12 protein-coding genes are annotated in these 12,603 nt (G+C 34.0%); 11 read left to right on the top strand and 1 reads right to left on the bottom strand.

From position 1 onward, the window contains the following. Position 1 precedes the first annotated feature (1 nt). The 5 genes from TTHT_RS07695 (at position 2) to TTHT_RS07675 (ending at position 5,692) form a co-directional block, all read left to right on the top strand. Complete coding sequence (locus tag TTHT_RS07695; RefSeq protein WP_201327391.1) at positions 2-580, top strand: GTP-binding protein; 579 nt, start codon at positions 2-4, stop codon at positions 578-580. Between the two features lie 2 nt (positions 581-582). Next, positions 583-1,200, top strand: coding sequence for a serine O-acetyltransferase EpsC (gene epsC / locus TTHT_RS07690; protein ID WP_201327390.1), 618 nt, complete (start codon positions 583-585; stop codon positions 1,198-1,200). After that, a complete protein-coding gene (gene selB / locus TTHT_RS07685; protein WP_201327389.1) occupies positions 1,193-3,055 on the top strand; it encodes a selenocysteine-specific translation elongation factor in 1,863 nt (620 codons plus the stop codon). The genes epsC and selB overlap by 8 nt, the downstream gene beginning before the upstream one ends. A gap of 95 nt (positions 3,056-3,150) precedes the next feature. After that, on the top strand, positions 3,151-4,542 hold the full coding sequence (locus TTHT_RS07680; RefSeq protein WP_201327388.1) for a FecR domain-containing protein: 1,392 nt from the start codon (positions 3,151-3,153) through the stop codon (positions 4,540-4,542). An 85-nt stretch (positions 4,543-4,627) separates the two neighbouring features. Continuing rightward, positions 4,628-5,692, top strand: a complete 1,065-nt coding sequence (locus TTHT_RS07675) for a rod shape-determining protein (RefSeq protein ID WP_330873130.1) — start codon at positions 4,628-4,630, stop codon at positions 5,690-5,692. Positions 5,693-5,696: 4 nt separating this feature from the next. Here the strand turns inward: TTHT_RS07675 and TTHT_RS07670 are convergent, their stop codons facing one another. Next, positions 5,697-6,755: a hypothetical protein gene (locus TTHT_RS07670; RefSeq protein WP_201327387.1), complete on the bottom strand. Its 1,059-nt coding sequence runs from the start codon at positions 6,753-6,755 to the stop codon at positions 5,697-5,699. Between the two features lie 63 nt (positions 6,756-6,818). Here TTHT_RS07670 and TTHT_RS07665 point away from each other — a divergent pair, with 63 nt between their 5' ends. From TTHT_RS07665 to TTHT_RS07640, 6 genes are read left to right on the top strand one after another with little or no spacing between them, the layout of a single operon-like run. Further along, positions 6,819-7,655 (top strand): TIGR02757 family protein, encoded by an 837-nt coding sequence (locus TTHT_RS07665; RefSeq protein WP_201327386.1) that lies wholly within the window; start codon positions 6,819-6,821, stop codon positions 7,653-7,655. Between the two features lie 12 nt (positions 7,656-7,667). Beyond that, the gene (gene guaA / locus TTHT_RS07660) at positions 7,668-9,206 is read left to right on the top strand and encodes a glutamine-hydrolyzing GMP synthase (protein WP_201327385.1); all 1,539 of its coding nucleotides are present in this window, start codon (positions 7,668-7,670) and stop codon (positions 9,204-9,206) included. After that, the gene (locus TTHT_RS07655) at positions 9,206-10,030 is read left to right on the top strand and encodes a glycosyltransferase family 2 protein (RefSeq protein WP_201327384.1); all 825 of its coding nucleotides are present in this window, start codon (positions 9,206-9,208) and stop codon (positions 10,028-10,030) included. Before guaA ends, TTHT_RS07655 begins: the two co-directional genes overlap by 1 nt. Before the next feature lie 57 nt (positions 10,031-10,087). Continuing rightward, positions 10,088-11,002: a DUF4412 domain-containing protein gene (locus TTHT_RS07650; RefSeq protein WP_201327383.1), complete on the top strand. Its 915-nt coding sequence runs from the start codon at positions 10,088-10,090 to the stop codon at positions 11,000-11,002. Further along, complete coding sequence (locus tag TTHT_RS07645; protein ID WP_201327382.1) at positions 11,002-11,808, top strand: undecaprenyl-diphosphate phosphatase; 807 nt, start codon at positions 11,002-11,004, stop codon at positions 11,806-11,808. Before TTHT_RS07650 ends, TTHT_RS07645 begins: the two co-directional genes overlap by 1 nt. Positions 11,809-11,828: 20 nt before the next feature. Further along, positions 11,829-12,599, top strand: a complete 771-nt coding sequence (locus TTHT_RS07640) for a TatD family hydrolase (RefSeq protein WP_201327381.1) — start codon at positions 11,829-11,831, stop codon at positions 12,597-12,599. The last annotated feature ends 4 nt before the right edge of the window (positions 12,600-12,603 follow it).

Raw genomic sequence — 12,603 nt, 5'->3', positions numbered from 1 at the left:
TATGGCTTTTATAAATCATGCGGCAAAAGAGATAAATTGTAAAATTGTATACTATGGGCCAGGGTTATGTGGCAAAACCACTAACCTGCAATATATATATACAAAAACTGCGGAAGAAAGAAAAGGGAAAATGATATCCCTTGCAACAGAAACAGACAGAACCCTTTACTTTGACTTTCTTCCGATTGATATAGGTACTATCCATGGTTTTAAGGTAAAATTCCAATTATATACAGTTCCAGGACAGGTATTTTACAATGCTTCAAGAAAACTTATTCTAAAAGGGGCTGATGGGGTAATTTTTGTTGCAGATTCCCAGGAGGAGAGATTTGAGGCAAATATTGAGTCTCTGGAAAATTTACAGGAAAATTTAATAGAGAATAATTTAAGTCTTGATACCATACCCTATGTTTTGCAGTTAAATAAAAGGGATTTGCCTAATGTTGTTCCTGTTGAAGAACTGGTTAAGGAATTAAGATACAAAGGTGAACCTTACTTTGAGGCGGTTGCCATTCAAGGGTTGGGAGTTTTTGAGACATTTAAGGCCTGTGCAAAACAGGTTTTACAGACGCTTAAATAAAAATGCTTTCGTTTTTTCACACCTTTAAAGAAGATGTAAAAGCTGTTTTTAAAAATGACCCTGCAGCAACTAATATTCTGGAAGTTTTGTTGACCTATCCAGGGTTACATGCAATTACATTTCATAGATTTATTCACTTTTTGTGGAAGTTAAAAATTCCTGTTTTGCCAAGGCTTCTATCCCACATAAATAGGTTTTTAACAGGAATTGAGATTCACCCAGGTGCAAAAATAGGTAAAGGTGTCTTTATTGATCATGGAATGGGTACTGTTATAGGCGAAACGGCTGAAATAGGCGATTATTGTGTCCTCTTTCATCAGGTTACTTTGGGAGGCAGGGGAAACGAAAAAGGTAAAAAAAGGCATCCCACCCTTAAAAATAATGTTTTTGTTGGAGCAGGGGCAAAAATTTTAGGACCTGTAGAAATAGGGGAAAATACAAAAATTGGTGCAGATTCTGTTGTCCTTGATTCTATCCCTTCAAATGCTACTGCTGTAGGCCACCCGGCAGTTGTAATAAAATTGAATGGCAAAAAGATTGATAATTACTGTAAATTAAGGCACAGAAAATCTATAGAACATAAGGTTGTAACTGAGGAGATAGAAGAAAAAGATGCCTAAAAAACAGGTAATTGTTGGTACAGCAGGGCACGTTGACCACGGTAAGACCTCTCTTGTTTATAAACTAACAGGTATAGATGCAGATAGGTGGAAAGAGGAAAAACTAAGAGGTATTACAATTGATATTGGTTTTGCCCATATGGATGCAGAAGATATATCAGTTAGTTTTATTGATGTGCCTGGGCACAAAGACTTTGTTACAAATATGCTTGCAGGGGTGCATTCGATTGATTTTGCTATACTTGTGATTGCTGCTGATGAATCTGTTATGCCTCAGACTAAAGAACATTTTGATATATTAAATCTTCTTGGAATTGAGCACATTTTCCCCGTTATAACAAAGATAGACCTTGTTGATGAGGATATGCTTTCCCTTGTTCAACTTGAGGTAGAGGAATTGTTTGAGAAGGCAGATAGAAAGATTGAAAGATTGTTTAAAGTTAGTTCTGTCAGGGGAGATGGTATAGATGAATTTAAAAACTTTCTTTTTAATTTTGCAAGAAAGATAGAAAACTTTAATAGTATAAGGCCTGCTTTTATTAATATTGACAGGAGTTTTATTATAAAAGGCTACGGAACGGTTATAACAGGCACCTTAATGGCAGGAGAGTTTAGGGTTAATGATGAGATAACTATTTTGCCTTTAAGAAAGTCAGGAAAAATAAGGAACATAAATACCCACGGAGAGAAAACTGAAATTATTTCAGCCAAAAAGAGGGCAGCATTAAATCTTCCTGACTTTAAAAAAGAAGAGATAAAAAGGGGTAATATTGCAATTAAAGATAATATTGACATTACAACTCAAATAATTGATGCGAAAATAAAAGTCATTGGCGGGTATTCAAGTTTTAAAGATTTAACAAGGGTAAGGGTAAGTATAGGAACTGAAGACGCAATAGCAAGGGTTAAGCTTTTAGATGGCAAAGAGAAAAAAGTTCCCTTTGAGACATACTGCCAGTTGAGGTTTGAGGAACCTATTGCCTGTTATACTGGAGAGAAATTTATTTTAAGGCACTTTTCACCACTTTTTACAGTTGGGGGTGGGGTAGTGCTGGATAATAAACCAGGAAAGAGGAAGGGATACAAAGGGGTAGACTTTTTAAAAGAAAAAGATTCAGAAGATTTTGAGAAAATTTTACTGGCAATTGTAAAAGAAGAGGGAATGGTAGGTTTAAAAGAGTTAAGGGAAAGGCTTTTTATTAATGAAAACCACTTTAAAAATCTAATAAATAAATTGAAAAATAGCGGCAGGATAATTGTTTTAAAAAACGCTGAGGCAGTTCTTTCTTTTGATTATTATTCTATTTTAACTGAAAAGCTGACTCAAAGGGTGAGGGAGTTTCAGGAAAACAACCCCAGAAAGCAGGGGATTCCATATGCCTATTTTTCAGATTCTGAAAAGTATGTTTTAGATAGTTTGATAGCCAAAAAGAAGTTAATTAAAAATGGAGAAGTTATCCATACCCCTGATTTTAAGAGTAAATTATCTGTTGATGAAAATAGAGAGTTTGACAAACTTATTTCTTTACTTGAAAAAGGGGGATTAACCCCTCCAATGATGAATGTGCTTTCTGCTGAGTTTAAAGATAAAGCGCTGTTGAAGGATTTGCTAAAAAGAGGAGTTGAAGAGAATAAAATAGTAAGAATAAATGCTGATTTTTACCTTGCAACAGGGTTTTATAATGAATTTTTAAATAAATTTAGAAGTTTTGCTAAAAAGAAAACAGAATTTTCATTACAGGAGATTAAGCCTGTTTTCAATATCTCCAGAAGGTACCTTGTGGCATTGCTGGAGCATTTAGACGGAGAGAGTATAACAGTTAAAATTGGAGAGAAAAGAAAAGTTATTAAATAATTCTCATTTGCTTTTTATAAAAAAACCTTTTATCGCTTGAAAATGTTTTAATTTTAGTTAAAAATAGAATAAATAAGAAATTGAGGGGATTAATTATGAAATTTTTAAAGTATACTTTCCTTTTTTTGTTAGTATTAATTCCTGTTGCCATTATTAGTGTTTATACTGTTCAAAAAACAAGGCAAAAAAAGGTTATTAAACATTTCTATAATTCTTTAAACTTAATGCAAAAAGCATATCCCTTTATATCTTTTTCTTCCAGTAGAAATGATTATTTTAAAATGCTGGATAAAGCAGATGAAGTTTACAAGGATATATTAACTTACAGATTAAGCAAAGCAGAAAAAGAGATTTCTGAAATAGAAAAATTTGCAAAAGAAATTGTTACAAAAAGGAAAAGCTCATATATTTCAGAAGCACATATCGCTGATTTTGTTGGGGATGTACATATTTTAGGAGGAGGAAACACCCTTTTAAAGGCTGAAATTGATACTAAAATACGGGAAAAAGATGTAATTAAATGTGGGGAAAAAAGTGGCTGTAAAATAGGTTTTATTGACGGTTCTATTTTTACTATAAAAAGCAACTCTACAATAGTTTTTGAAAAAATAAATGAAAATAAAAAACAAAACCTCCTTGAAATATCCATAAAATTATTAAAAGGAAAAATTTCTGTTGAAACTCTGGGGTTAAGGGATTTTGACCAGGATTTTTCAATAAATGTGAAGGGTACAATTGTTAAATTTAAAGGGAATACTTCAGCTGAAATTGAATTAAGAAATGCTGGGAAAGAGGTTGCTGTATTCTGTTATGATGGAACTGTAAGAGTTATGGTAAATGGAGGAGACCAGATTTTTGATTTAACAACAAGGTTAATGTGTAGAATAAATATTGATACTGAAACAGTTGCAAAGTATAAAATTCCTCCTGCCCCAAGGGCTGAAGAGCCTATTAATCTTTCTACAATAGATAGAAATACAAGGACTAATATTGTATTTAAATGGGCTCCTTCTTTTAATGTTACGGGATATTATTTTCAGCTCTCTAAAGACCATATGTTTGCTAATGTTATAGTTGAAAAATTTGGATATAGCGGTACAACTTTGATTTTACCTATGCTTGACCCTGGCACATATTACTGGAGAGTTGCGGCTATAAACAGTGTAAATGAGAGGGGACAGTTTTCTGAAATTATAAAATTTACTGTAATTTCAGGAAGTACCAATAATTTTATAGATAATACCCCGCCTGAAGTAAATATAGAAAAGATTAATGTCTTTGGTTCCGTTGTAATTGTTTCAGGGAGAACAGAACCTGGAGCAACTTTGATAATTAACAATCATCTTGTGGAAGTTGGCAAAGATGGAAAATTCTCTTTTATCCAGAAAATGTATCAAAAAGGGAAAAATGCCATCAACATAATAGCCAGAGATGCAGCTGGAAATGAGACAAAAATTACAAAATATGCAGTAATTACCGTTGACTGATAAATAATAGACAAAATGTTATACAAATTTGAAAAAATCTTAAATAATTGTTGCAAATAGACTGCGTTTTACCTTATGATAATAAATGAAAAAGAAAAATTTGGAGAACGGTATGAGTATATTCAATCCTTCCAGCTGGTTAACTCTATTTTCAAACGACTTAGCTATAGATTTAGGTACTGCAAACACCCTTGTTTATGTTAAGAGTAAGGGAATAGTTGTTAGAGAGCCTTCTATTGTTGCAATTAACAAGAGAAACAACAAGGTTGAGGCAGTAGGCAAAGATGCTAAGGAAATGTTGGGAAAAACTCCCGCAAACATAGTTGCTATAAGACCTATGAAAGATGGGGTTATAGCAGATTTTGAAATTGCAGAGAGAATGTTAGATTACTTTATTAAAAAAGCCCATAATAGAAACTTTTTTTTAAGACCAAGAATAATTATTTCAGTTCCTTCAGAGATTACTCAGGTGGAAAGAAAGGCAGTAAAAGAAAGCGCATTAAAAGCTGGAGCAAGCGAGGTTTACCTTGTTGAACAGGCAATGGTTGCTGCAATTGGGGCTGGGCTTCCCATAGTTGAGCCTGTAGGAAATATGATTGTTGACATAGGTGGAGGCACAACAGATGTTGCAGTTATCTCTCTTGCAGGCATTGTGTACAGCAAATCTCTGAGAGAGGCGGGCAATGCAATGGATGAGGCAATAATAAACTATGTGAAGAAAAAGTACAGATTGCTTTTAGGGGAAAGGACAGCAGAAGAGGTTAAGATAAATATAGGCTCTGCCTACCCGCTTGATAAACCTCTTGAAATGGAGGTTAAAGGAAGAGACCTTGATTCTGGATTACCGAAAAGCATTATTTTGACTGACGAAGAAGCAAGAGAAGCTTTAAAGCCTGTTGTTGATAAAATTGTTGAAACAATAAGAATAACCCTTGAAAAAACTCCACCAGCCCTTGCTGCAGATATTGTAGATAGAGGGATTGTTCTTGCAGGTGGGGGAGCACTTTTAAGAAACCTTGACAAAAAATTAAGGGAAGAAACAGGATTGCCTGTGTCCCTTGCCGAAGACCCTTTAACCTGTGTTGTTATGGGAACAGGTATGATGCTTACGAATATTGATTTGTTAAGGAAGATTTCTTTAGAAGAGTAATTTCTTAATATTTAATAAAAGATAATACTCTATCAGTGTCTTTTAAATAGAAGTGAAAGTTGATGTTATATATCAAAGCATACTTAATGTCAATTGGTGGATTTTTTAATTCCTTTTTGTTTAATTCTATCTCAAGGTAATTACCGAAAAAGGATTTATTATTTTTTAATTCTTCTTTTGCCCTATCCTTGCTTATAAAAACCATTTCCTTTTTTCTGTAAAATATGTGAATTCCATTTGCATCAACCACAAAGGCGGTTAAAAACCATTGCCTTTTTGTAAAAATCCTGAAAATAGTGTCAACATTCTCTTCATAGTAAACAGGAACAATCCCTAAATCCATGAAATTTTCAGGAAGTTTCCCCATTCCTGAAATGGTAAGCATTAAAACAAAAAGGATAATAATCCCAACAATTGAAGGTATACCAAATATTAGAATTTTTTCAGGTTGACAGAGTATGTAATATGTTTTTTTACAAATACCTTTTAATTCAATTTCAGTTTTTTGTTTATCAGAAAATAGAGACCCTTTATTTATTCCAATTGAAAGAATTGTTTTATCAAACAACTCTTTATACTTTAAAATTGTTGAGGGAGCAAAAAAATCCACATAATAGACTTTCCCATTTAAATGGGAAACAAAAACATATCTATTTTTTTTGTTTTTGTGATTTAAAAAGTAAAAACTTCCCTCTGGATTATCCATTCTCTTTATAAAACAAAGTTTTGATAAAATAAACTTCTCTTTTCTTGGAAGGCTTTTAATCTTTAAAGCATTCTTTACAATTCTCACTAAATTTTCCTCATTCCCTGGTGTCACTGAAACTCTAAAAAATGTCTTTCCAGATTTAAAGGGGTAAATCTTCCAGTTATTACTCTCTTTTATTTTTAACTGTTTGAAGCCAATAGGAATGTTTAAAGATATGTCTTCAACTTTGATTTTTTTTACAGAATAGTTTTTTAGTATATTACTGCTTGCTCTTTTTACAACATTAAACAAAATTAAGTTTAATGCCACAAGGAATAAAATTATAGTGCTAAAAATAAATGTCTTTATTTTCATAATTCCACTTTATCAATTTTTAACTTTTATTTCAAAGTTTTTTATCGGATAATCTTGAATGTTATGAATAAGGAATTTAAGGTTGTTTTAGATAAACTTTACAATGAGATGAATTCAATTGAAAAGGTGAAAAACGACCCTGTTTCATTCCCGCACAAGTTTAAAGATGAAAAAGACATTGAGGTTTCAGCCTTTATTTCCGCATGCTTTGCCTTTGGAAGTGTGAAAAAAATACTTGAAACACTGGATAAAATCTTTAAAACAATGAATTTTGAGCCATACCATTACCTTAAAAACATCGATAAAAAAGGAATTAAAGAGGATTTTAGAGGTTTTGTCTATCGTTTTGTTGACGAAAATTCAATTATTGAATTCTTAAATTCCCTCTCAAGTGTTTTGAAAAGAAAGGGAAGGCTTATAGACCTGGCTGAAAAAAATATTATTCAAACAGCAGAGAATATTTTTCTTGAAATAAACTCATTTGCTGACTACCCAGATTTGATAAAAAAGAGCAATCTTCTTCCTGATATTAGAAAAAAATCCCCCTGCAAAAGGCTTAACCTTTTTTTCAGGTGGATGGTAAGAAAAGACAATGTTGATTTCGGATTGTGGAGAGATAAAATAAAACCTTCCCAATTGATTATTCCCCTTGATACCCATATTTTAAGGATTTCAAAAAGGCTTGGTTTAACAGATAGAAGAGACTCATCTTTAAAAACAGCGCTGGATATTAGTAATTCTTTAAAAAAGTTTAATCCGCAAGACCCGATAAGGTACGATTTTTCCCTGTGCCACACCGGTATTCAGGGGATATGTAATGCAGATGTTTCAAAGGCAAAGTGTAACCTTTGCAGTTTGCAACCTTTTTGCATTGAAGGTAAAATGAAAGAGAAAATATAATTGGAGGAGTAAATGAGAAAAAATGCCGTTATAGTAATTGATTACGGTTCGCAATATACCAAATTGATTTTAAGGAGAATCAGGGAGAATCATATTTACAGCGAAATTGTCCCTGTTAATACACTTTATGAAAAGATTGTTGAAATAAACCCTTCAGCAATTATTCTTTCAGGCGGCCCCCGCTCTGTTTACGACAAAGATGCTTTGACAATAGATAAGAGGATTTTTGAGGCAGGTATCCCAGTGCTTGGAATATGCTATGGTATGCAGTTAATGGCACACCTTTTAGGTGGCAGGGTTGAACCCTCTGACACAAGGGAGTATGGAAGGGCTGATGCTGAATTTAAAACAGATTCCCCCCTTTTTAAAGGGGTTAAATCCCCGTCAGTTGTATGGATGTCTCACGGGGATAAGGTTATGGAAGTGCCTGAGGGATTTGAGATAATTGCCTCAACTGAGGATACAAAGATTGCAGCAATGGGCAATGACAAAAAGAAACTATATGCAGTGCAATTTCACCCTGAGGTAAGCCACACTGAATCTGGAAAGATTATATTAAAAAACTTCCTTTTTGAAATTGCGAAAATTAAACCAGACTGGCAAATGGGTTCATTCATAGATGAAAAGGTCAGAGAGATAAAAGAAATTGTTGGAAATAAAAAGGTAATTTTAGGTTTATCCGGGGGAGTGGATTCATCTGTTGCAGCCGCTTTAATTCATAAGGCAATAGGGGATAACCTTTACTGCATTTTTGTTGACCACGGTTTGTTGAGGAAAAACGAAGGTGAAATAGTTTATAAAACCTTTAAAGAAAGGTTTGGTTTTAATCTAAAAATGGTTGACGCATCTAAAATGTTTTTGGAAAGGCTTAAGGGGGTAATAGACCCTGAGGAAAAGAGAAAGATAATAGGTAAAACCTTTGTTGAGGTTTTTGAAAAAGAGGCATCTTTGTTTAAAGATGCTGAATTTCTTGCGCAGGGTACTCTTTACCCTGATGTTATAGAGTCTTCAGCACACGGTGGCACCTCGGTTACAATAAAAACCCACCACAATGTTGGTGGTTTGCCTGAAAAGATGAATTTAAAACTCCTTGAGCCGTTAAGGGATTTGTTTAAAGACGAGGTTAGGGAGATTGGGAGAATATTGGGGCTTCCTGAGGAGATTGTATCAAGACACCCATTCCCCGGCCCTGGGCTTGCAGTGAGAATTATTGGAGAGATAACAGAGGACAAGATAAGGATTTTACAGGAAGCAGACCACATTTTTATTGAGGAGTTGAGAAAAGTTGGGCTTTACAACGACATATCTCAGGCCTTTGCAGTGTTAACCCCTGTTAAAACTGTTGGGGTTATGGGAGATTACAGAACTTACGAGTATGTTTTAGCCTTAAGGGCTGTTAAAACAGAAGACTTTATGACTGCAGACTGGTATGAGATGCCGTACAATTTATTGAAGAAGGTATCCTCAAGAATTATCAACAAGGTTAAAGGGATAAACAGGGTGGTTTACGATGTAACCTCAAAACCACCTGCAACAGTTGAATGGGAATAATGAGGGTATCGGTTGTAATTCCAACTTTTAACAGAAAAAATTTCGTAATAGAAGCTATAAAATCAGTTGTTGAACAAAGCGTATCCCCATACGAGATTATTGTTGTTGACGATGGTTCTCAAGATGGTACAGGTGAAATTTTAAAGAAAGCTTTTCCCGACATAGTCTATATCTATCAGGAAAACAACGGGGTATCTGCCGCAAGGAATAGGGGGATTAAAGAAGCAAATGGGGATTATATCGCGCTTTTAGATTCAGATGACTTATGGAAGAAAAACAAACTAAAAAAACACATAGAATTTATAAAGCAAAACCCTCATTTCAGGGTTTCACAAACAGACGAGGTTTGGATTAGAAGAGGCAAATTTGTAAATCCAATGAAGAAGCATAAAAAATACGGTGGTTATATTTTTGAAAAGTGCCTTCCTTTGTGCATTGTAAGTCCTTCAGCGGTTATTATTGAAAAAAGTGTTTTTGAAGACTACGGATACTTTGATGAATCAATGCCTGCATGTGAGGATTACGATATGTGGCTTAGAATTTCAGCTTTTGAACCAATAGGATTGCTTGAAGAAAAACTGATAATAAAAAGAGGTGGGCACGAAGACCAGCTTTCAAAATCATTTATTGGTATGGACAGGTTTAGGGTTTACGCCCTTGAAAAGATAATTAACAACCCCAATTTAAAGGGAGATTATAGAAAACTGGCAATTGAAGAGTTAATTAAAAAGTGTGAAATACTTGTAAAGGGTTACTCAAAACACAGCAAAAGTGATGTAGCTCAATATTACCGTGATTTAATGGAGAAATACAAAAAATTATAGACAATTTATACTTTAACCGTGTATTCTTGTAGAGGAGTTTAATTAGGAGGAAAAAAAATGAAGAGAGTTTTTTCAATTTTAGGAATAATTTTGCTTTACGCAACTGTATCCCTTGCAGGTGTTGTTTATACATCAAAGGTTACAACAGAAATTACCGATCCAAAGGTTAAAGAACAGATGGCAAACTCGCCCTATGGGGATATGAGTCAACCTGTTACTATGAAATGCTATGCCGAAAATGGCAAAAAGTTCAGGGTTGAGATTATTGAAGGGGGCAACACTTTTACACCAAAGGGAACAGTTGTTATTTCAAGTGATGGCAAAATGGCTTATTTTTTAAATCCGTCAAAGAAAACATACTGGAAGATGAATCTTGATGAATTGCAAAAAACAGGCGAAAGCGCAATGAAGATGATGAAGAAATTTGCAAAGATGAGATATAAAGACATATATGTAAATGTTGTAGAACTGGGAAACGGTGGAAAGATTGCAGGATATAATACAAATAAGTATAAAATGCTGGTAAAGTATGCTGTTGAAATGAAAGTATTGTTTAAAAAAATTGAGCACAAACACAAAGAGGAAACAGAAATTTATGCAACAAAAGATTTTAGTATTTCTGATTTTGATGTTTACTCTTTCAACAACACTTTCAGCACAGGAATCCCAGAGGTTGACGCTCAGGTTAAACTCAATGTAAATAAAATAGGCTTCCCTTTAAAAACTGTTACCTACAAATACGATGAAAATGGAAAATTGCAGCAAATAACAACCTTTGAGATTTTAAGCTTAAAGAAAGACTCTGTTTCGAATTCTCTGTTTGAGTTGCCTAAGGGTTACACAGAAGAGCCAAGCCCTTTTGCAAAAATGATGGGGGGACAGGGAGTAAATCAGGGGCAAAGCCCTGATTCAGAAAACAGCCCTGAAGAGGGAAAGAGCAAGAAAAAATTTAATTTTAAGGACTTATTCTAATGAGCTGGGTACAGGCTTTTATTCTTGCCCTTATTCAGGGGCTTACGGAATTTCTGCCTGTATCCTCTTCAGGCCACCTTGCACTTTTTGGGAAAATAATTGGCTTAAAAAAACCTGATATTGCCTTTGATGTAGTTATTCACCTTGCAACCCTGTTTGCTGTACTTATCTATTACAGAAAAGATATTATTGCCATAATTTTAAGCCTTTTTGGGAAAAAACCAGAAGAAGAAAAGTTTTCAAACTTTGCAGAAAGGCCGTACAGGTTTCTTTTATTCGGGATATTGGCGACAATACCGACTGGAATAATTGGGCTTTTTTTAAAAGATAAAGTTGAATCTTTCCACTCAAACCTTCACATTGTTGGATTATGTTTTTTTATTACTGCAATTTTTCTTTTTGTGGCCTGGAAAATTCAGCAGAAGGGAAACTCTAATCCCCTTTTAAACTATGGCCTGTGGCTTCCTATTTTAATAGGAATTGCCCAGGGGATAGCTATTATGCCTGGAATTTCAAGAAGCGGTGCAACAATTACAGCAGCATTGATTTTTGGAGTATGTGCCGAAGATAGTGCTGAATTTTCCTTTTTGCTTTCAATTCCAGCAATTTTAGGAGCATTTATCCTTGAATTTAAGGATATTTCACATACAGGTTTTACAATGCCATATATTTTAGGCTTTTTTGTTGCTTTAATTGTTGGAGTTTATTCAATAAAACTTGTTGAAATAGTGGTAAAAAAACTTAAACTTCATTACTTTTCCTTTTACCTTTTTGTTCTTGCAGTGATATCATTTTTAATCGGGTAAAAAGATTAAAGGGGGAGTAAATGGAGTTTATAGATTCCCATTGCCACCTTGCAATGGATTCATTTAACGATGATAGAAATGAAGTTATAGAGCGGTTTTTTGAAGAAGGGGGAATTTCTCTTTTAAGTGTATCAACGAATATTGATGAATTTTATTTAAACAAAGAGCTTTGCGAAAAGTATTCAGGGATTTACACCTCTTTAGGCTGGCATCCCCACGATGCAAAAATTTTTGGTAAAAATGAAGAAGATTTCTTAAAAAATGTTGCTGAGAAAAGGCTTATAACTGCAATTGGAGAGATAGGCCTTGATTTTTACTATGACAATTCTCCAAGGGAAGAGCAGATTAGGGCTTTTGAAATTCAGTTAAAAATAGCAAAAAAGTTTAACCTTCCTGTTATTATTCACACAAGGGATGCAGATAAAGAGACTGCATCAATTCTAAAAAAGCATAAAGGAATAAAAGGGGTTATACACTGCTTTACATCAGGGGAGGATTTTTTTAATACAGCTGTTCAGCTTGACTTTTACATTTCATTCAGCGGGATAATAACCTTTCCTAAGGCTGAGGAATTAAGGCAATTGGTAAAAAAAACACCAATAGACAGAGTGTTCTTTGAGACAGATTCTCCATACCTCTCCCCTGTGCCATACAGGGGGAAGAGGAATGAGCCGTTAAGGGTGAAATATACAATTGAAAAGGCTGCTGAAATTAAAGGGATGAATGTTGAAAATTTATCAAACATAGCAAATCAAAACTTTTTTAACCTGTTTGGTAAAAATTCTTTTTAGGAGG

It is taken from the genome of Thermotomaculum hydrothermale (assembly GCF_016592575.1).
Lineage (GTDB): Bacteria > Acidobacteriota > Holophagae > Thermotomaculales > Thermotomaculaceae > Thermotomaculum > Thermotomaculum hydrothermale.
This window is presented reverse-complemented; position numbering and strand designations above follow the sequence as displayed.

Bases quoted from the DNA above. Each gene is read 5' to 3' on its own strand.
- TTHT_RS07695 (WP_201327391.1), top strand. From the start codon at position 2: ATGGCTTTTATAAATCATGCGGCAAAAGAGATAAATTGTAAAATTGTA.
- epsC (WP_201327390.1), top strand. From the start codon at position 583: ATGCTTTCGTTTTTTCACACCTTTAAAGAAGATGTAAAAGCTGTTTTT.
- selB (WP_201327389.1), top strand. From the start codon at position 1,193: ATGCCTAAAAAACAGGTAATTGTTGGTACAGCAGGGCACGTTGACCAC.
- TTHT_RS07680 (WP_201327388.1), top strand. From the start codon at position 3,151: ATGAAATTTTTAAAGTATACTTTCCTTTTTTTGTTAGTATTAATTCCT.
- TTHT_RS07675 (WP_330873130.1), top strand. From the start codon at position 4,628: ATGAAAAAGAAAAATTTGGAGAACGGTATGAGTATATTCAATCCTTCC.
- TTHT_RS07670 (WP_201327387.1), bottom strand. From the start codon at position 6,755: ATGAAAATAAAGACATTTATTTTTAGCACTATAATTTTATTCCTTGTG.
- TTHT_RS07665 (WP_201327386.1), top strand. From the start codon at position 6,819: ATGAATAAGGAATTTAAGGTTGTTTTAGATAAACTTTACAATGAGATG.
- guaA (WP_201327385.1), top strand. From the start codon at position 7,668: ATGAGAAAAAATGCCGTTATAGTAATTGATTACGGTTCGCAATATACC.
- TTHT_RS07655 (WP_201327384.1), top strand. From the start codon at position 9,206: ATGAGGGTATCGGTTGTAATTCCAACTTTTAACAGAAAAAATTTCGTA.
- TTHT_RS07650 (WP_201327383.1), top strand. From the start codon at position 10,088: ATGAAGAGAGTTTTTTCAATTTTAGGAATAATTTTGCTTTACGCAACT.
- TTHT_RS07645 (WP_201327382.1), top strand. From the start codon at position 11,002: ATGAGCTGGGTACAGGCTTTTATTCTTGCCCTTATTCAGGGGCTTACG.
- TTHT_RS07640 (WP_201327381.1), top strand. From the start codon at position 11,829: ATGGAGTTTATAGATTCCCATTGCCACCTTGCAATGGATTCATTTAAC.